Origin of the sequence: Solilutibacter silvestris, from assembly GCF_050574925.1 — a bacterium.
In the GTDB taxonomy this organism is placed as follows: domain Bacteria; phylum Pseudomonadota; class Gammaproteobacteria; order Xanthomonadales; family Xanthomonadaceae; genus Solilutibacter; species Solilutibacter silvestris_A.
This window is the reverse complement of record NZ_JBCMOO010000005.1, coordinates 212,998-231,748: the sequence shown is the minus strand read 5'-3', so window position 1 is coordinate 231,748 and position 18,751 is coordinate 212,998. Positions and strand designations below refer to the sequence as shown.

At 65.6% G+C, this 18,751-nt stretch carries 18 protein-coding genes and 1 tRNA gene; 10 read left to right on the top strand and 9 right to left on the bottom strand.

Annotation, left to right across the window (positions count from 1 at the left end; all coding sequences use genetic code 11):
• From ABE093_RS11240 to ABE093_RS11230, 3 genes are all read right to left on the bottom strand, one after another.
• Positions 1–200 (bottom strand): hypothetical protein (locus ABE093_RS11240; RefSeq protein ID WP_430760984.1); only part of this gene is annotated, 200 nt, incomplete at its 3' end.
• 297 nt (positions 201–497) lie between these two features.
• Positions 498–573 (bottom strand) — tRNA-Ile (locus ABE093_RS11235).
• A gap of 12 nt (positions 574–585) precedes the next feature.
• Positions 586–1,491: a ribokinase gene (locus ABE093_RS11230; protein WP_430760983.1), complete on the bottom strand. Its 906-nt coding sequence runs from the start codon at positions 1,489–1,491 to the stop codon at positions 586–588.
• Between the two features lie 125 nt (positions 1,492–1,616).
• Between ABE093_RS11230 and ABE093_RS11225 the strand changes: the two genes are divergently transcribed.
• The gene (locus ABE093_RS11225) at positions 1,617–1,985 is read left to right on the top strand and encodes a SnoaL-like domain-containing protein (RefSeq protein ID WP_430760982.1); all 369 of its coding nucleotides are present in this window, start codon (positions 1,617–1,619) and stop codon (positions 1,983–1,985) included.
• A gap of 71 nt (positions 1,986–2,056) precedes the next feature.
• Here the strand turns inward: ABE093_RS11225 and rpoD are convergent, their stop codons facing one another.
• Positions 2,057–3,952: an RNA polymerase sigma factor RpoD gene (rpoD, locus tag ABE093_RS11220; protein WP_430760981.1), complete on the bottom strand. Its 1,896-nt coding sequence runs from the start codon at positions 3,950–3,952 to the stop codon at positions 2,057–2,059.
• A gap of 20 nt (positions 3,953–3,972) precedes the next feature.
• Positions 3,973–4,413 carry a D-aminoacyl-tRNA deacylase gene (gene dtd, locus ABE093_RS11215; protein WP_430760980.1) on the bottom strand — a complete coding sequence of 147 codons (441 nt, stop codon included), beginning with the start codon at positions 4,411–4,413 and terminating at the stop codon, positions 3,973–3,975.
• On the opposite strand from dtd, the gene ABE093_RS11210 reads away from it, so the two are divergent.
• Positions 4,412–5,386, top strand: a complete 975-nt coding sequence (locus ABE093_RS11210; RefSeq protein ID WP_430760979.1) for a lauroyl acyltransferase — start codon at positions 4,412–4,414, stop codon at positions 5,384–5,386. The two genes, dtd and ABE093_RS11210, sit on opposite strands and share 2 nt — an antisense overlap.
• Positions 5,383–6,168 carry a glycosyltransferase family 2 protein gene (locus tag ABE093_RS11205; RefSeq protein WP_430760978.1) on the top strand — a complete coding sequence of 262 codons (786 nt, stop codon included), beginning with the start codon at positions 5,383–5,385 and terminating at the stop codon, positions 6,166–6,168. The genes ABE093_RS11210 and ABE093_RS11205 overlap by 4 nt, the downstream gene beginning before the upstream one ends.
• A gap of 336 nt (positions 6,169–6,504) precedes the next feature.
• Here ABE093_RS11205 and ABE093_RS11200 read toward each other — a convergent pair whose 3' ends face one another.
• Genes ABE093_RS11200 through def form a run of 4 tightly spaced genes read right to left on the bottom strand, consistent with a single transcriptional unit; the run spans position 6,505 to position 10,951 of the window.
• The gene (locus ABE093_RS11200; RefSeq protein ID WP_430760994.1) at positions 6,505–8,172 is read right to left on the bottom strand and encodes an ArnT family glycosyltransferase; all 1,668 of its coding nucleotides are present in this window, start codon (positions 8,170–8,172) and stop codon (positions 6,505–6,507) included.
• 40 nt (positions 8,173–8,212) lie between these two features.
• A complete protein-coding gene (gene rsmB / locus ABE093_RS11195) occupies positions 8,213–9,529 on the bottom strand; it encodes a 16S rRNA (cytosine(967)-C(5))-methyltransferase RsmB (protein ID WP_430760977.1) in 1,317 nt (438 codons plus the stop codon).
• Positions 9,516–10,430, bottom strand: a complete 915-nt coding sequence (fmt, locus tag ABE093_RS11190; RefSeq protein WP_430760976.1) for a methionyl-tRNA formyltransferase — start codon at positions 10,428–10,430, stop codon at positions 9,516–9,518. The genes rsmB and fmt overlap by 14 nt, the downstream gene beginning before the upstream one ends.
• Before the next feature lie 2 nt (positions 10,431–10,432).
• The gene (gene def, locus ABE093_RS11185) at positions 10,433–10,951 is read right to left on the bottom strand and encodes a peptide deformylase (protein ID WP_430760975.1); all 519 of its coding nucleotides are present in this window, start codon (positions 10,949–10,951) and stop codon (positions 10,433–10,435) included.
• A gap of 217 nt (positions 10,952–11,168) precedes the next feature.
• Between def and ABE093_RS11180 the strand changes: the two genes are divergently transcribed.
• The 7 genes from ABE093_RS11180 (at position 11,169) to ABE093_RS11150 (ending at position 18,746) form a co-directional block, all read left to right on the top strand.
• Positions 11,169–12,332: a LysM peptidoglycan-binding domain-containing protein gene (locus tag ABE093_RS11180; protein WP_430760974.1), complete on the top strand. Its 1,164-nt coding sequence runs from the start codon at positions 11,169–11,171 to the stop codon at positions 12,330–12,332.
• A gap of 88 nt (positions 12,333–12,420) precedes the next feature.
• Positions 12,421–13,551, top strand: coding sequence for a DNA-processing protein DprA (gene dprA / locus ABE093_RS11175; RefSeq protein ID WP_430760973.1), 1,131 nt, complete (start codon positions 12,421–12,423; stop codon positions 13,549–13,551).
• A 48-nt stretch (positions 13,552–13,599) separates the two neighbouring features.
• Positions 13,600–14,073: a DUF494 family protein gene (locus ABE093_RS11170; RefSeq protein WP_430760972.1), complete on the top strand. Its 474-nt coding sequence runs from the start codon at positions 13,600–13,602 to the stop codon at positions 14,071–14,073.
• A complete protein-coding gene (locus tag ABE093_RS11165) occupies positions 14,073–14,576 on the top strand; it encodes a pilin (protein WP_430760971.1) in 504 nt (167 codons plus the stop codon). The genes ABE093_RS11170 and ABE093_RS11165 overlap by 1 nt, the downstream gene beginning before the upstream one ends.
• Before the next feature lie 48 nt (positions 14,577–14,624).
• Complete coding sequence (locus ABE093_RS11160) at positions 14,625–15,614, top strand: RDD family protein (protein WP_430760970.1); 990 nt, start codon at positions 14,625–14,627, stop codon at positions 15,612–15,614.
• Between the two features lie 141 nt (positions 15,615–15,755).
• Positions 15,756–18,251, top strand: coding sequence for a DNA topoisomerase I (locus tag ABE093_RS11155; protein ID WP_430760969.1), 2,496 nt, complete (start codon positions 15,756–15,758; stop codon positions 18,249–18,251).
• A 75-nt stretch (positions 18,252–18,326) separates the two neighbouring features.
• Complete coding sequence (locus ABE093_RS11150) at positions 18,327–18,746, top strand: organic hydroperoxide resistance protein (protein ID WP_430760968.1); 420 nt, start codon at positions 18,327–18,329, stop codon at positions 18,744–18,746.
• The last annotated feature ends 5 nt before the right edge of the window (positions 18,747–18,751 follow it).

The window sequence follows — 18,751 nt, the reverse complement described above, 5'->3', positions numbered from 1 at the left end:
GTCCGCAGCATGCCGACGTTCAAACCCTGCCAGGTCAGCTGTTCGTCCGCGCCCTGCAGCACCAGGTTGCCGTTGGCCACGTTGACGTACTGGCTTTCCCGACTCTGGCCCAAGCCTGCTTTGCCGCCCAGGGTCATCCCCAGCTGGCCCAACGACGAACGGAAGAGACCCAGGCCATTCCCGGTAAAGACGGCAACCATACAAATTCCCCTTTGATAGGCAGACCGGTGCCGAATCGGGCACCCCATATCCGATCTATCCGGGGGAGCAGGGGAAATGTTTAGGGGAATGACAAAAGCGCGCCGATACCGGCTGCTTCCAGATCAGCAGGCATCGTCTTGGATACTCGAAGGCGTGGTCCGGGCCATGACTGGAGTCAAACCGAGAATTTGGGGTATCGGTTTTGGCCCGGACCACCATGTCCTTATCCGGCCATCAGCCTGAATGGTTTAGTCTCGCGGGGTGATTCCCCTACCCAACATGCATCAGGACCGTTCTGGTGGGCCCACCAGGACTCGAACCTGGAACCAAAGGATTATGAGTCCTCTGCTCTAACCATTGAGCTATAGGCCCGCACGCAGCCCGCTATTGTGCCCGATCCGCCAGAAACCGCTCCAGCTCTGCGCGCGTCGGCGTGCCCGATTGCGCGCCCAGCTTGGTGCATGCCAGCGCCGATGCCGCGGCGGCATGGCGCATCGCCACTTCCGGCTTCGCGCCACCGGCAAGTTCCGCGGTAAACACGCCGCAGAACACGTCGCCGGCGCCGGTGGTGTCGACCACCTCGACCGGGAACGCAGGTTGTTCGATAGCAGGTTGATCGCGCCGCCACAACAGCGCGCCGCGCGCGCCCAGCGTCACGACGACACAGGCCACGCCGACCGCTTCGCATTGCACGGACAAATCCGTTTCGCCATGCGTTCCCGCCAGCGCCGCCAGCTCGCCTTCGTTGACGATCAAGACATCAATGCTGTCCAGCAATTCCCGCGGCAGCGACTGCGCCGGCGCTGCGTTCAACACCACCTTCACTCCCGCAGCGCGCGCGGCGCGCGCATAGGCCTGCACGCTGGCCAAGGGGATTTCCAGCTGCATCAATAGATGACTCGCATCACCGAAGGCCGGCAGATGTTCCGGCGCCAGATGCAGGTTCGCGCCCGGCGCGACGGTGATCGAATTTTCGCCATCGTCGGCGATGCAGATGAAGGCCGAGCCCGATGCGCTGCCGGCGATGCGCACGATGGCCGCATCGATCCCGGCATCGCGCAACGGCGCTTCCAGTTGTGCGGCGAAGGCGTCGTCGCCCAGCGCCACCAGCATGCGTACGTCGGCACCGCCCGCGCGCGCAGCCGCGACGGCCTGATTGGCGCCCTTGCCACCCGGGAACAACGCCAGTTCGCGGCCGAGCACGGTTTCGCCCGGGGCCGGCACGTGCGCGGCACGCACCACGAAGTCGAGGTTGGCCGATCCGGCGACCAGCATGTTGGCCTTGCCCATTCCATGTCCCGCTGAATGCGATGTATCACCTCAAACCTTACATGCAATGGCGCGCTGACGCAGCCACGTCACCTTCTCGAAACATTTGCGGCGCTAGCCTGCTTTCCCGTTCGCAAGGAGTTGCCATGGATACCGCAAGCGTCGCCAACCGTCTGGTCGAACTGTGCCGCGAAGGCAAATTCGAGCAGGCTTACGATGAACTGTTCGCAAAGAATGCCGAGAACATCGAGATGCCAGCGATGTCCGAGGGGCCGCTGGGCAATGCCAAGGGCCTGGATGCGATCCGCGCCAAGGGCAAGGCGTGGGGTGAGGCGGTGGAGGAAATGCACGGCGGCAGCGTCGGCGACCCTTCGGTCTCGGGCAACTGGTTTAGCGTGCCGATGTCGATGGACGTGACGATGAAAGGCCAGGGCCGCATGAACATGGAAGAGATGTGCGTCTACCAGGTACAGGACGGCAAGATCGTCCGCGAGCAATTCTTCTACGACACCTGATCGCTGCACTGGATCGCCAACGAAAAGCCCCGCACTCGGCGGGGCTTTTCGTTACTGCACGCGGCTCGCGCTTATTCCATGTCGAGGAAGCTGCGCAGCGTTTCCGAACGGCTGGGATGACGCAGTTTGCGCAACGCCTTCGCCTCGATCTGGCGGATGCGTTCGCGGGTGACGTCGAACTGCTTGCCGACTTCTTCCAGCGTGTGATCGGTGTTCATGTCGATGCCGAAGCGCATGCGCAGCACCTTGGCCTCCCGCGGGGTCAGGCCGGCCAGCACGTCGCGCACGGTTTCCACCAGGCTGATGTTGGTGGTCGCCTCGATCGGGGACTCCGCATTGGTGTCCTCGATGAAATCGCCGAGGTGGGAATCCTCGTCGTCGCCGATCGGCGTCTCCATCGAGATCGGTTCCTTGGCGATCTTCATCACCTTGCGGATCTTGTCCTCGGGCATGTCCATTTCCTTGGCCAGCTCCTCCGGCGTCGGCTCACGGCCGTACTGCTGGAGCATCTGGCGGGAAATGCGGTTGAGCTTGTTGATCGTCTCGATCATGTGCACCGGGATGCGGATGGTGCGCGCCTGGTCGGCGATCGAGCGGGTGATGGCCTGGCGGATCCACCACGTCGCGTACGTCGAGAACTTGAAGCCGCGGCGGTGTTCGAACTTGTCGACCGCCTTCATCAGGCCGATGTTGCCTTCCTGGATCAGGTCGAGGAACTGCAGGCCGCGGTTGGTGTACTTCTTGGCGATGGAGATGACGAGACGCAGGTTGGCCTCGACCATTTCCTTCTTGGCCTTGCGCGCCTTGGCTTCGCCAATGGCGAGCATGCGACCGATCTCCTTGAGATCGTGCAGCGTCACCATCATGCGCTGTTCGAGCTCGATCGCCGATTCCTGCTGGGCGATGATCTGCTCGCGCACATCGCGCAGGCCGGAGCCCCACTTCTGCTTGCGCTTGAGCATCTCGTCCACCCATTCGAGGTTGGTGAGGTTGCCCTCCCACCCGCGGATGAATTCCTTGCGCGGCATGCCGGCGCGCTTGGTCGCCAGCTCGAGGATGCGGCGCTCGCGCTCGCGCATCTCGGCCATCGCACCACGCAGCTGCACCACCAGCGATTCCAGCATCGGCAGCGGCAGGCGGAAGCTCGCGAACACTTCGGCCATCTCGCCGCGCAGCTTCAGCACCGTCTTGTGCGACGGGCCGTGCTTGTCGTAGGCCTTCTCGAACTTGCCGTAGAGATCGGCAAGCAACGCCATGCTTTCCTTGACCTTGGCCGGATTCGGGCCGGCGGGCGCGGCTTCCTTCTCCTCGCCGTCCTCGTCTTCGTCCTCGTCGACTTCGGCATCGTCCATCGCCAGTTCTTCGGCAACGCTGGCTTCGTCATTGAGGTCGTCGGCGAAACCGGAAATGATTTCCGGCAGGCGCTTCTTGCCGGCCTGGACCAGCGCGTAATCGTCGAGCAGCTGCTTGTTCGACCACGGGAACGAGGCCAGCGCGCCCAGCATCTGCTGCAGGCCTTCCTCGATGCGCTTGGCGATGGCGATTTCGCCTTCGCGGGTCAGCAGCTCGACCGTGCCCATCTCGCGCATGTACATGCGCACGGGGTCGGTGGTGCGACCGGTTTCGGTATCGAGCGCGGACAGCGCAGCAGCCGCTTCTTCGGCGGCGGTGTCGTCGACTTCGCGGCCACTGCCGGACTGGCCTGCGAGCAACAGCGTCTCGGCATCCGGCGCAACTTCGTGCACCTCGATGCCCATGCCGTTGATCAGGCCGATGATGTCTTCGATCTGCTCGGGATCGACGACGTCATCCGGAAGATGGTCGTTGACCTCGGCAAATGTCAGGTAGCCCTGTTCGAGGCCCTTGCTGATCAGTAGCTTGATGTCCGATTGCTGGACCTGACGCTCGTTGGCCATGCGGCTCTCACCTGATGAACGTGAAACGGAGTGAACCTGCAATTTTACCATGCCGGAGGGCCCTCTAGGGCCTATGTCCGGAGCAGGAAGGTGACCGGGCCGTCATTGACCAGGCTGACTGTCATATGGGAACGGAAGCGCCCGGTTTCCACCCTTCCGGGCGAAATTCGCCGGCATTCGGCCACCAGACGGTCGAAAATCGGTTCAGCTTCGGCCGGAGGCGCGGCGGAACTGAAGCTCGGGCGCAGGCCGGAGGCGGTATCGGCGGCCAGGGTGAACTGGCTGACCAAGAGGAGATCTCCGGCGATATCGTGGAGAGATCGATTCATCTTGCCGGCATCGTCGGCAAATACCCGGTATCGCAGCAATCGCTCGCCCATCTTCAGGATCTGGCTTTCGCTGTCCCCCGGCTCGGCCGCGACCAGTGCCAGCAAGCCCGGCCCGATGGCGCCAACGACCTCTTCTTCGACTTCGACCTTGGCCTGGGTGACGCGCTGGATGAGGGCAAGCATGGGCGAATTTAAACACGCGCCCGATAAACTTGATCCGGTGAATCCCGACCGTACCGCCAACCTCCTCTATGCCCTCGCCTCGGGTCTCGGCCACCTGCCCTGGCCCGTGAGCAACCGTTTCGGCGATGGCCTGGCGCGCCTGCAACGCTGGAGCGGCGGCCGCGAACTGCGGGTGACCCGGCGCAATCTCGAGCTGGCGATGCCGGAACTGGATGCCGGCGCACGCACCGAACTGGAGCGCGCCGTCCTGCGCAGCACTGGCCGCCAGATGATGGAGACGCTGCACCTGTGGACCCATCCGCATGCCGACAACCTGGCGCTGATCGACGGCGAGGATGGTCGCGAACTGTTCGATGCCGCCCTGCGTTCCGGTCGCGGGCTGATCGTCTCGGCGCCGCACTTCGGCAACTGGGAACTGCTCAACCAATGGCTGGCCGCGCAGACGCCACTTGCCATCCTCTACAAGCCGCCGGAATCCGCGATTGGCGAAGCCTTCCTGCGTCGCGTGCGTGCCGACGAGGCACCAGATCGCATCACCCAGGTCCGCGCCGAAGGCACGGCGATCCGCGCACTGTTCAAGACATTGGCCGCGGGCGGCGTGGTCGGCATCCTGCCCGACCAGCAACCCAAGGCCGGCGATGGCGAATTCGCGCCGTTCTTCGGCGTGCAGGCATTGACCATGACCCTGCTCAATCGCCTCGCGCAGCGCACCGGCGCCACCGTGCTGCACGCGTGGTGCCAGCGCAGCGCCGACACGCCGCGTTTCCGAGTGTGCATCGAACGCGCCGATCCCGAAATCGCCAGCGACGACGCGCAAACCGGTGTCGTCGCGCTCAACCGCGACATCGAACGCATCGCCCGCCGCGATCTCGCGCAATACCAGTGGACCTACAAGCGCTATACCTTGCGTCCGCCCGGCAGCGGCGAAGTGAATCCCTACGCCGATTTCGAGAAGCATTCGAGGCCGCGATGAGCGAAGTCGCATCGAAGCTGCCGATGACCGGCGTGGTGATCGCGAAAAACGAAGGCGATCGCATCGGCCGTTGCGTTGCGAGCCTCGTGCCGTTGTGCCGCGAAGTGATCGTGATGGATTCGCAGTCGGACGACGATACCGTCGCGGCGGCAGAACAAGCCGGCGCGCGCGTGGTGCAGCAACCGTGGCTGGGTTTCGCCGCGCAGAAGAACGCGGTGATCGCGCTGGCGCAGACGCCATGGGTGCTGCTGCTGGATTCCGACGAATGGCTGGCGGATGGCGCTGATGATGCGATCCGCAACGCCTTCGCCGACGGCCGCGTCGAACAGGCCGATGCCTGGAACCTGTTGCGACGCACGCACTATCTCGGCACCGCGTTGAACCACGGCGGCTGGGGCAAGGAGAAAGTCGCGCGCCTGTTCCGCAACGACCTGCGTTACAAGCCCGCCAGCGTGCACGAGGCACTGGACCTCGCCGGCAAGCGCGTCGCCACGCTGGACGCGCGCATCGAACACGACACCGCGCGCAGCGACGACGAATACGCGACCAAGCTGCAACGCTACACCGCGCTATGGGCGCAGCAGCGTCACGCGCAGGGACGACGCGCCAGCGCGATCGACGCACCACTGCACGCCGCGGCCTACTGGCTGAAAAACTACCTGCTGCGCGGCGGCTTCCTCGACGGAGGCACGTCTGCGCGCTATCACGCGCTGCATGCGCGCTACGTGTACGACAAGTATCGCAAGCTGCGGGAATTGGCCGACAGCTCATCGCCCGGCTGAGCGCCTATCGCGGTTGTCTGCAGCCGCCGACACGCCGTGAATACATCCATGTAGGCTCATACGCAGCATCCATGCTGCGTATGGTCGGCGCTACAGACGAACCGCATAGGCGCTGCCGGTGGCGGGCTTTTCGCTCTTTCTCAGAAACAACAGCGCGCAGGCTGTTGCTGTTCGGCGTCTTGACGCCACAACACGCGCGCGGCGGCGGGTGCGCCAGTCCGGAGCGTGGGCGTGACGCGCCATGGATGGCGCGTCCGAGCCTACATGGACGTACTTGCGGCGGCCCGCGCGCCGGAGCTGGTCACCCGCCAAGCCAGCGCGTGCGATGCTGTTGCTTCAGTGCGGACAATCCGCAACAGCCACCCCGCGCACCAGATACCACGTACGGCGATTCGAGTGCGGCACCTGCTCCAGCGCCGAATCGGGAATGCACTTCGGCAGCACCGTGTCCTGCACCAGCAGCCAGCGATGCTGTGGATCGGCCTGCAGCCAGTGGATCGCGTCGGTGGTCTGCGCCTGCATGTCGCGGGTGAACCCGAAATTCGTCGCGGGACGATCGGCCATCAACAGGTTCTGCTCCTTCCAGCCGAGCAACGCCAGTTGTGCGTCGGGACCGATGCGTGCGCCGACATCGCGCATCAGACCGCGCGCCGATGACGAATCGTTGAGCAGCGGATAGCCGAACACACCGAACAACACCCACATCGTGCCCAGCGAAACGATCGTGGCGATCTCCAGGCGCTTGCGCCACCACGCCAACGCGACGACCACGCCCGCGCCCATCGCCAGCAACATCCAGCCGATGCCGACGCCGGATTCAAGGCCGCGTTCGGTGAGGAAGCGCGTGGTCGACTTCGAGTGGCCAAATGCCAACAAGGCACCGCCAATCACGAGACCGACCGCCATCACCGCCAGGACCGTTGTCAGCAACCGTCGCGGCCATGCCTTCTTCAACAAACCGGGCAACAACGGCGCCAGTGCGAGGCCCCACATCGGCAGCACCGGCATGATGTAGACGTCGCGCTTGCCCGACGGGATGCTGAAGAAAATCACAAGCAGCACGCCCCAGGCCAGCGGCAACAGGTAGCGCGCATCAAGGCGCTGCAGGCGACGTTTCCACGCCGGAATCGCCCACGGCAGCGCCAGCATCGCCGGCAGCCACATGCCGAGCACCACCACGATGAAATACCACCACGGTTGCGCGTGGTCCCACGACTGCGCGTAACGCTTTGCGGTCTGGTGGAACAGGATGTCGTTGAGATAAGCGTCGTAGACGGGATCGTGGTGCGAGCGCACCGCCAGCACCATCGGCACCAGCCAGATGCACATCGCGATCACGAAGAACACCGGCGCGATCCAGAACCGCCAGTCGCGCAGATGCAGCGAGACGCGCTGGCCACGCGATTGCCAGCCGCGGACGCTGGCGAAGATCGCGGGAAGCAGCATCAACAGCGCCAATACGCCGACGCCCTTGGTGATGGTGCCGAGTCCGGCGAAGAACCAGCCGATCCACCACCAGCGCCAGTTCGGGCCAAGCAGCAGGTGCCGCAGCAATCCGTAATTGGCAACGGTGATGAAGCAGGTCACCAGCGGATCGATCTGCGCCTTCTTGGACTGGTAGGCGAACTGGAAGGCCAGCAGCACTGCCCATGCCGCCCACAATCCGATCTTCGGCGTCCACAGGCGCTTGCCGAGATCCTTGACGCAAGCCAGCGTCGCCAGCGTCGCCAGCAGCGACGGCAGCAGGAAGGCGACGCGCCAGTTGTGGAAAATCTCGAAGAACGTGGCCTGCAGCCACATCAGCATCGGCGGCTTGTCGGAATACAACTCGATGCCGCGATGCGGGAACAGCCAGTTGCCGCTCTCCACCATCTGCTTGGCGACCAGCGCGAAACGCGGTTCGTCGGCGGGCCAGGGGTCGCGCAGGCCGATGCCGGCGCCGACGATCAGCAGCGCAGCGATCCAGAACAGCCAGGTGTCGCGGGAAGACCGGGTTTCGAACATGGATTTCGGCATGGCGCGATCATACGGGAAGCCCCGCCGATCATTGTTTCCGCAATCGGGCGTAGAAGAAGCCGTCCATGCCGCCCTCGCCGGGCAGGCGCTGGTGGCCGAAGCCGGTGTCGCGGCCGAACGCGGCATCGAGGGGCTCGAGTCGCGCATCCGTCGTGCGTTGCAGGAAGGCCTCGACCTGGCGATCGTTTTCTTCGCGCAGGATCGAGCAGGTCGCATAGATCAGGGCGCCACCCGGCGCCAGCGTCGGCCACAGGGCATCGAGCATGCGCGACTGCAATCCGGCCAATGCCGCGACATCTTCCGCGCGACGATGCAGCAGGATGTCGGGCTGGCGACGCAGGATGCCGGTCGCGCTGCACGGCGCGTCGATCAGGATGGCGTCGAACACCCGGCCGTCCCACCATGCATCCGGTTGGGTGGCATCGGCCGTGAGTGTTTCTGCCGTGAGGCCAAGACGCTGCAATCCTTCCGATACGCGACGCAGGCGGCGCGCATCGATATCCGCAGCAACGACCTGCAACCCCGGCTCGCGCTCGAGCAGATGCGCGGTCTTGCCCCCGGGCGCGGCGCAGGCGTCGAGCACGCGCATGCCGGCCTTCAGCGCGAACGCATCGGCGATCTGCTGCGCGCTGCCGTCCTGCACCGAGACCAGTCCGTCGCCGAATCCGGGCAACACGCTCACCGCGACCGGCGTCTCCAGCAACAACGCATCGACGGGATGGTCCGGCATCTGCACATCCATGCCGTTCTCGCGCAACCGCGCGACATAGGCATCGCGATCGACCTTGCGACGATTCACCCGCAGCCACATCGGCGGCGACGTGCGACTCGCGTGCAGGATGGCGTCGATGTCTTCCGGCCAATCGGCGCGCAGGCGCTGCAACAACCATTGCGGCCAACCCGCCTGCGCATCGGCACGCGCCAAGGGTTCGCGTGTCGCCCGGCGCAACACCGCATTGACCAGTCCGGCCTGGTGGGTGCGCTTGAGCAGACGCGCGGCTTCCACCGTGGCATCGACCGCGGCGTGGCTGGGCAAACCCATGGCGTCGAGTTGCGCGAGGCCGGCGTAAAGCAGCGCACGCAGATCGTTGTCGCGCTGGCCGAGCGGGCGCGGCAGCCAGGACTTCAATGTCGCCTCGTAATCGGCGCGATTGCGCAGCGCGGCCATCACCATCGCTTCCAGCAGCGCGCGATCGCGGCCATCGTCGATCCGCGATTGCGCCGTCGACAACTCCGCCTTCAGCGAACGGCCGCGATGCATCACCGCATCGAGCACGCGCGCGGCATCGGCGCGCACGCCTGCGCCGCGATCTCCGCCAGACCGCGTTTGGTCAGAGCTGGCCACGACGGGCATTCAGGTAATCGGCAGCAGGCACGGCGCGCCCGCCTTCGCGCTGCAGCATCAACAGGCGCAGCACGCCATCGCCGCAGGCGACATCGATGCCGTCGCGGTTCGCGGCGACCACCGTTCCCGGCGCGGCTTCGGCATGTGCGGCTAGCGCTTTCGCCGCATGGATGCGCGCACGTTCGCCAGCGAGCGTGGCTTCCGCGACCGGCCACGGCTGGAAGGCGCGGACCTTGCGCGCAAGCACTTCGGCGGATTCGTTCCAGTCGAGGCGCGCTTCCGCCTTTTCGATCTTGGCAGCGTGGGTCACGCCGATTTCCGACTGCGACCGCGGCTGCGGCGGCATTCCCGCGACCAGCATGTCCAGACCCTGCGCCAGCACGTTCGCGCCGATCTCCGCGAGGCGCTCGTAGAGTTCGCCCGACGTTTCGTCTGCGCCGATCGCGGTCGCTTCCGACAGCAACACCGGCCCGGTATCGAGCCCCGCTTCCATCTGCATCAGGCAGACGCCGGTTTCGGCATCGCCGGCTTCGATCGCGCGCTGGATCGGCGCGGCGCCACGCCAGCGCGGCAGCAACGAGCCATGCACGTTCCAGCAGCCAAGACGCGAGATCTTCAACACCTTTTTCGGCAGGATCAGGCCGTAGGCCGCGGTGACGATCAGATCGGGCTCGAGAACCCGCAATTCCGCCTGGACTTCGGGATCGCGCAGGGTTTCCGGCTGGCGGACCTCGATGCCACGTTGCAACGCTTCCTGCTTCACCGGCGGTGGCGTCAGCGCGCGCCCGCGCCCTGCCGGGCGATCGGGCTGGGTATAGACGGCGACGACTTCGGCCCGTTCGCAGGCCACGCGCAAGCTCGGCACGGCGAATTCCGGCGTGCCGGCAAACACGATTTTCAAGATCAGGCCGCCTTCTTCTCGCGCGCTGCCTTGGCCAGTTTCTTCTTCACCATCTCGCGCTTGAGCGGCGACAGGTAGTCGACGAACAGCTTGCCGTCGAGGTGATCCATCTCGTGCTGGATGCACACCGCCAACAGGCCGTCGGCGTCCATCTCGAAGCTCGCGCCCTTGCGGTCGGTCGCGCGCACGCGGATGTTCGCCGCGCGCGTCACGTCGGCGAAGATGTTGGGCACCGACAGGCAACCTTCCTGGCAGACTTCCTCGCCTTCTTTGGCGAGGATTTCCGGGTTGATGAAGACCATCGGCGAATTCTTCTCTTCGCTGATGTCGATCACCATGAAACGCTGGTGCACGTCGACCTGACTCGCCGCGAGGCCGATGCCCGGCGCGTCGTACATGGTCTCGAACATGTCGTCGAGGAGTTTCTGGAAGTCGGGCGCGGCAATGCCGGCCACGTCGACGGGCACGGCTTTCGTGCGCAGTCGGGCGTCGGGGAATTCGAGGATCGTGAGCAAAGCCATGGTTCGGGGTCCGGAGTGCGGGCGGGGAAGGAACACCGCGTCATCGCATGCCGCCAGTGTAGCGCGTCCTGCCAGCCGCTCCCGGAACGCCGGCTGGCCGGGGGGCGGGGCTCCCGCCCGTAAAAACGGGGATTTAAATGTAAGGGTCTTGTGAAACTGTGAACTTTGTGGTGTAAATGGCCGCCCGTATTGGGGATTTGTCGGGGAACCTCAGGCTATGGCCTCGCTCCTGTCGCGCTTCAACCTCTCGCTGAAAACCGTCGCCGCCACCGCGGTGCTCACCGTTGCCGGCCTCGCCATCGCCGGGAATCCGGGCATTCGCCCCGATCACCCCGACACCTACGTGGTGAAGAAGGGCGACACCCTGTGGGATATCGCCGGCAAGTTCCTCAGCCGCCCGTGGCTGTGGCCGGAAATCTGGCAGGCCAACCCGCAGGTGAAGAATCCGCACCTGATCTATCCGGGTGACGTCCTGAGCCTGGCCTACATCAATCGCACCGCCGAGGCGCAGCACCGCGCCGAAGCGCCGATCCCGGGCATCCCGCTGGCGCAGGTCGAGCCCTGGCTCAAGGACATGCGCGTGGTCAACAGCTTCGACCAGCTGCCCTACGTGGTCGGCATCGAGGACGATCGCCTGCGCGGCTCGCAGGGCTATGTCGTCTATGCCAAGGGCCTGCCCGCCAGCGCGGTCGGCCAGCGCTTCCTGATCGTGCGCCCGAACGTGCGGTACGCCCGCCTCGACCGTCGCCAGGGCGGCGAGATCATGGACACCGCCGACCTCGATTTCCGCGGCAAGCGCACCATCGACTTCCAGCAGTTCTGGACCTCGGCGATCACCCCGGACCGCGGCCACGACCTGCTCGGCTTCGAGCTGCAGCGCGTCAACGTCGGCACCGTGACCCGTGGCGAAGTCGGCGGCATCGAAGCTTCGACCGTCCGCCTCGACGAAGCCGGCCGCGAAGTGCGCGAAGGCGATCGCCTGATCCCGGTCGACGCCCAGCCCTACGATCCCTACTTCGTCCCGCACCCGCCGAGGGCGCAGTTCGAGTACCGCCACGCGCAAGTGCTGGCCGTCGCCGACCGCCTGCGCACCGCCGGCCCGCGCGACGTCATCGCGATCTCGGTCGGCAGCCAGGACGGCGTCGACAACGGCACCGTGTTCTCGCTGTGGCGCATGGGCAGCAACAAGGTCGACCGCGTGAAGTACAAGCGCACCGAAGAACTGGTCGGCAACTACGGCCGCGTCCGCCTGCCCGACGAGTTCTCCGGCCATGCGATGGTGTTCCGCACCTTCGACCACGTCAGCTACGCGCTGGTGATGGACGGCATCAAGCCGACCGAAGTCGGCTACGAGCTCAAGCATCCCGACGCGCCGTACTGATCCGCGTTAAGCCGCTTCGGATTTTTCCGACACGGTATCGAGACGGCGTCCTAGGGCGCCGTCGTCGTTTCCGCCCCAAGCTGGCGGCATGGTCGATTTCGATATGCCCGAACTGGCGGCAAGGCTGGCGTTCCTGTGCGCCGGCGGCCGGCGCGCACCCCGCCGCGAACTGCTGCAACTCCATGGCAGCGCCAGCGCGGCGCTGGCGGCGGGTCCGCACGCGTGGCGCGCGGCAGGGTTGTCGGAAGACACCTGCATCCGCCTGCGCCGTGGCGCCGATCCCGACGTCTGGCTGCGCACCGCCGAATGGCTGCAGCGCCCGGGCCATCGCCTGATCGCCTGGCACGATCCCGATTACCCCGCCGCCTTGCGCACCATTTCCGGCGCGCCGTTGATGCTGTTCACCGCCGGCGATGCCTCGTTGCTGCAGAACCCTGCCGTCGCCGTCGTCGGCACCCGTTCCGCCAGCCCCGGCGGCCGCAGCCTGGCCAAGCAGTTCGCCCATCGCTTCGCCGATGCCGGACTGGTGGTGGTCAGCGGACTCGCCGCGGGGATCGACGGCGCCGCGCATGAGGGCGCACTCGAGGCTGGGGGCGACACCATCGCCGTGCTCGGCAGCGGTCCCGATCTCTGCTACCCCGCCCAGCATCGCGACCTCCACGCCCGGATCGCCGCGCGCGGACTGCTCGTCAGCGAATACCCGCCGGGCACGCAACCGCTGCGCGACCATTTCCCCGCGCGCAACCGCATCATCGCCGGGCTGGCGCAGGGCACCCTGGTGGTCGAGGCCGCGGCGCGTTCCGGCGCCCTGATCACCGCCCAGTTCGCCGTCGATGCCGGCCGCGAGGTCTGGGCGGTCCCGGGATCGATCCACGACCCCCACGCCCGCGGCTGCCACCGCCTGATCCGCGATGGCGCCTTGCTGGTGGAAAGCCCGGAAGACGTGTTGCAGGCGCTGGCGCCAGCCCTGACCCGTGCAGTCCAGCGCCCGAAAGCCACGACCGACGTGGCCAGGCAGCCGCCTGTCCAGCCACCCAAGGATTGGGACCCCGACCACAAGAACGTGTGGTCGGCGCTGGGGCACGACCCAATCCCTATGGATGCACTGGCGGATCGCACCGCATTGACGCCGGCCCGACTCTCCTCCATTCTCCTGACCATGGAGCTGCAGGGGACGATCACGGTCAAGCACGGCCGGTACCTCCGCACTCCCGGGTGAAGCAAGGCTTCTGCCATCCACGCGCCCACGGGCGCAGGCCGGGGATCGATGAAAGAGAGCATTCTGGACGTCCTGTTGTATCTCTTCGAACACTGCTTCACAGATGACTCTGCCCCACCGCAGGACCGCGACGGCCTCCAGTCGACACTGGTCTCCGCCGGCTTCAGTCCCGCCGAAGCCAATCGCGCCTTCGACTGGCTGGACGGCCTCGCCGAGCGTCGCCCCACCTTCGCCAACCAGGGACCGTCGGGACCGACTCGCGTCTTCACGACCGGCGAGCTGGCGAAGCTCGACATCGAGGCGCGCGGCTTCCTGATCTACCTCGAACAACATGGCGTGCTCGATGCCGACCAGCGCGAGTTGGTGCTGGATCGCGCGATGGCGCTCGACCAGGACGAACTCGATCTCGACGACCTGAAATGGGTCGTGCTGATGGTGCTGTTCAACCAGCCGGGATCGGAAGCCGCGTACGCGTGGATGGAAACGCAGATGTTCGCGGACGATCCCGAACCGTTGCACTGATGTCGTCGCCGCCTCCCCTGCCACCGCCGTTGCCGACGGCGGCGCGGCCGCAAGCACCGGCGAAATCCTCGCAACGCAATGGCTGCCTGATCGCGCTGGCAGTTTGTGCCGCATTGTTCGTTCCGCTCGCCGGCATCCTCGCCGCGATCGCGATCCCGGCCTACCAGCAATACGTGCTGAAATCGAAAGTGATGGCGGCGATCGCGGCCACGCACCCGACCCGGGTCGCCATCGACAACCGGCTCGCGCAAGGCGGCGAATGCCCGGGCAGCAATGTCGATACCGACTTCAAGGGCATGCAGGGCGTCGAGCGCGTCGAAGTCGGGCAACTCGCCGAAGACGCGACGCGTTGCGTCTACGCCGTCCATCTCGGCAATACCGGCAGCGACCAGCTCGACGGCAAGACGATCTGGATGGATCGCGCGAAGGCCGGCGACACCACCTGGAAGTGCCGCTCCGACCTCGACAATCGCTACCTGCCACCGGCTTGCCGCCAAGACTGAGCTCGCGCAGACTGCGCGTTCGCAATAGCGAATCGACAGGGGAATCGAATGACAGAGTGGTATTACGCCGATCGCCAGGGCCAGCAACGCGGCCCCGTGCAATCGCAGGAATTGTTGGCCCTGCGCAATGCCGGGCAGATCGGACTGGACACGCTGGTCTGGCGCAACGGCATGGCGAACTGGCAGGCCTTTTCCACGGTGGCGAACGAAGTGTTGCCGCCGACCAGCGAAACCGCATCGCCGATGCAAGGCATGTCGATGTACGAGATGGCGACGCCGGCACCATCGACACCCGTCGAGGCAGCGCCGGCGCCATCACCTGTCGCAGCGCCCGCCGCCGGCAGCTATTCGATGTACGAGACCGCGACGCCGGTCGCGCAGGCGAATGATCCCTACGCGGCGCCGCGCGCGACCATCAGCGCCACCAATGCGCTTCCCGTGCTGGGCGGGCATGTCGTGGATGCCGGATTCTGGAAGCGCGTGGCCGCCTACATCATCGATGGCCTGCTGCTGGGCATTGCCGGTTATGCCATCCAGCTGCCGCTGTTGATGGCGATCGGCTTTGGTGCCGGCATGTCGTCGAAACCCGATTTCGGCGTGATGACGGTGGTCATGCTGATCCTGGCCTATCTGATCCCGATCGCCATGCAGATGACCTATTACGCCTGGTTCCACGCGGGCGAACGCCAGGCCACCCTGGGCAAGCGCGCCATCGGCATCAAGGTGACCGGCATGCAGGGCGAGCGCATCAGCTTCGCCCGCGGCGTCGGCCGTTATTTCGCGCTCATCCTGAGCGGCCTCCCACTGGGGATCGGCTACATCATGGCGGCGTTCACGGAGCGCAAGCAGGCCCTGCACGACATGATCGCCTCGACCTACGTGGTCGACCAGTGGGCCTATACGGACCACCCGGACCGGCAGGACGAAACCCTGGGCACCCTCACCAAGGTCATCATCGGAATCGGCATCGCCCTCTTCGCCCTGTTCTTCCTGGCGATGTGCGCCGCAATCGTCCTCCCCGCTCTCAACGGGCGGTGAGACAGCTTGACAGCCACCCCGTGGCGTGATTCCACTATAAAAAGAGGTTGATTCCAAACGCCCGGGCCACCATGTCCCGGGCGTTGGCGTCTCGACCGCCCTTTTTTGCCGGCCCGTTGCCGGCTCCGGAATCCTGTTGCCATGCCCAAGCACCTACTCGTCGTCGAATCGCCCGCCAAGGCCAAGACGATCAACAAATACCTCGGCAAGGACTACACCGTCCTCGCCAGCTACGGCCATGTGCGCGACCTGGTGCCGAAGGAAGGGGCGGTGGATCCGGAGCACGGCTTCCGGATGCGCTACGACCTGATCGAGAAGAACGAGAAGCACGTCGAGGCGATCGCCAAGGCCGCCAAGGCCGCCGACGAAATCCTGCTCGCGACCGACCCGGATCGCGAAGGCGAGGCGATCAGCTGGCACATCGCCGAAATCCTCAACGAGCGGAAGCTGCTGAAGGACAAGCCGCTGCACCGCGTGGTGTTCACCGAGATCACTCCGCGCGCGATCAAGGAAGCCATCGCCAAGCCGCGCCGGATCGAGATGCCGCTGGTCGATGCCCAGCAAGCGCGTCGCGCCCTGGACTACCTGGTCGGCTTCAACCTGTCGCCGGTGTTGTGGCGCAAGGTGCAGCGCGGATTGTCGGCCGGCCGCGTGCAGTCGCCGGCGCTGCGCATGATCGTCGAGCGCGAAGAGGAGATCGAAGCGTTCAAGGCGCGCGAGTACTGGACCATCGAAGCGGAATGCGCGCATCCGTCGCAGGCGTTCTCGGCCAAGCTGGTCAAGCTCGACGGCAAGAAGTTCGAGCAGTTCACGATCACCGACGGCGATACCGCCGAAGACGCCCGCGCCCGCATCACCCAGGCCGCGCAGGGCCGGCTGCACGTCACCGACGTCGCCAGCAAGGAACGCAAGCGCCGGCCGTCGCCGCCGTTCACCACGTCCACGCTGCAGCAGGAAGCGGCGCGCAAGCTCGGCTTCACCACGCGCAAGACCATGCAGGTCGCGCAGAAGCTGTACGAAGGCGTGGCGATCGGCGAGGAAGGCACGGTCGGCCTGATCAGCTACATGCGTACCGACTCGGTCAACCTGTCGCAGGATGCGCTCGGCGAAATCCGCGACGTCATCGCCCGCGACTTCGGCACCGCGTCGCTGCCGGACAAGCCGAATTTCTACACCACGAAATCGAAGAACGCGCAGGAAGCGCACGAAGCGATCCGCCCGACCGCGGCCTTGCGCACGCCTGCGCAGATCGCGCGCTACCTCAGCGACGACGAGCGCAAGCTCTACGACCTGGTGTGGAAGCGCGCGGTCGCCAGCCAGATGATCCCGGCCACGCTCAACACGGTGTCGGTGGAACTCGCGGCCGGCAACCAGCACGCCTTCCGCGCCAGCGGCACCACGGTGGTGGTGCCCGGCTTCCTCGCCGTGTACGAGGAAGGCAAGGACCAGAAGACCGCGGACGACGACGACGAAGGCCGCAAGCTGCCGGCGATGAAGACCGGCGACAACGTGCCGCTCGATCGCGTGCACGCGGACCAGCATTTCACCCAGCCGCCGCCGCGCTTCACCGAAGCGTCGCTGGTGAAGGCGCTGGAGGAATACGGCATCGGTCGTCCTTCGACCTACGCATCGATCATCCAGACGCTGCTGTTCCGCAAGTACACCGAGATGGAAGGCCGCGCCTTCCGCCCGACCGATGTCGGCCGCGCGGTGTCGAAATTCCTCAGCTCGCATTTCACCCGCTACGTCGACTACGACTTCACCGCGAAGATGGAAGACGAGCTCGACGCGGTCAGCCGCGGCGAGGAGGAATGGGTCCCGCTGATGGAGAAGTTCTGGGGTCCGTTCAAGGAGCTGGTGACGGACAAGACCGAATCGGTGGACCGCACCGATGCCGGCAGCGCCCGCGAGCTCGGCATCGATCCCACCAGCGGCAAACCGATCAGCGCGCGTATCGGCCGCTTCGGCCCGATGGTGCAGATCGGCACCGTCGAGGACGAGGAGAAGCCGAAGTTCGCCTCGTTGCAGCCGGGACAGAGCATCTATTCGATCTCGCTGGAGGAAGCGCTCAAGCTGTTCGACATGCCGCGCAAGCTCGGCGAATCGAACGGCGAGCAGGTGACGGTCGGCATCGGCCGCTTCGGCCCCTTCGCCAAGCGCGGCTCGACCTATGCCTCGCTGAAGAAGGAAGACGACCCCTACGCCATCGATCTTGCCCGCGCGGTGTTCCTGATCGAGGAGAAGGAAGAGATCGCGCGCAACCGCATCATCAAGTCGTTCGAAGGCAGCGACATCCAGGTGCTGAACGGTCGCTTCGGCCCCTACATCAGCGATGGCGCGATGAACGGCAAGATCCCCAAGGATCGCGAGCCGGCATCGCTGACGCTGGAGGAAGTGATCCAGCTGATGGCGGAAACCGGCAAGCCCGCACGCAAGGGCTGGGGTCGCAAGACTGCCGCCAAGACCGTGACCAAGAAAGCTCCGGCAAAGAAGGCGGCGACTAAGGCCCCGGCGAAGAAGGCCGCAACCAAGAAAACCGCGGCGAAGAAAGCCACCAAGAAAACTGCAACGAAAAAAACCGCGACGAAGAAGGCTGCGACCAAGAAAACCGCAGCGGACGACGCGCCGCCGTTCTAAGCACAAGGTCTATCGATTTCGTAACACGAACGGGCGCATCATCGGCGCCCGCCCCCGCCAACACAGGAATGATCGATGAATACCCTCGACAAAGTCGTATACACCGCCCACGTCCACACCAACGGTGGCCGCGAAAATGGCCATGCCCGCAGTGACGACGACCATCTCGACGTGCGCTTGACCACGCCCGGCAAGGGCGGCGGCACCAATCCCGAACAGTTGTTCGCGGCGGGGTATTCGGCCTGCTTCATCGGCGCGATGAAGGCGGTCGCCGCGCGCCAGCACCTGCAGGTTCCCGAAGGCGTCGGCATCGATGCCGAAGTCGACCTCGGCCCGGTCGGCCAGGCCTTCGGCGTCGCCGTGCGCCTGAACATCCACCTGCCGGGCATGGATCGCGCCGCTGCGCAGAAGCTGATCGACGACGCGCACCAGGTCTGCCCGTATTCCAACGCGACGCGCGGCAACATCCCGGTCACGCTGACGCTGGCTGACTGATCAAG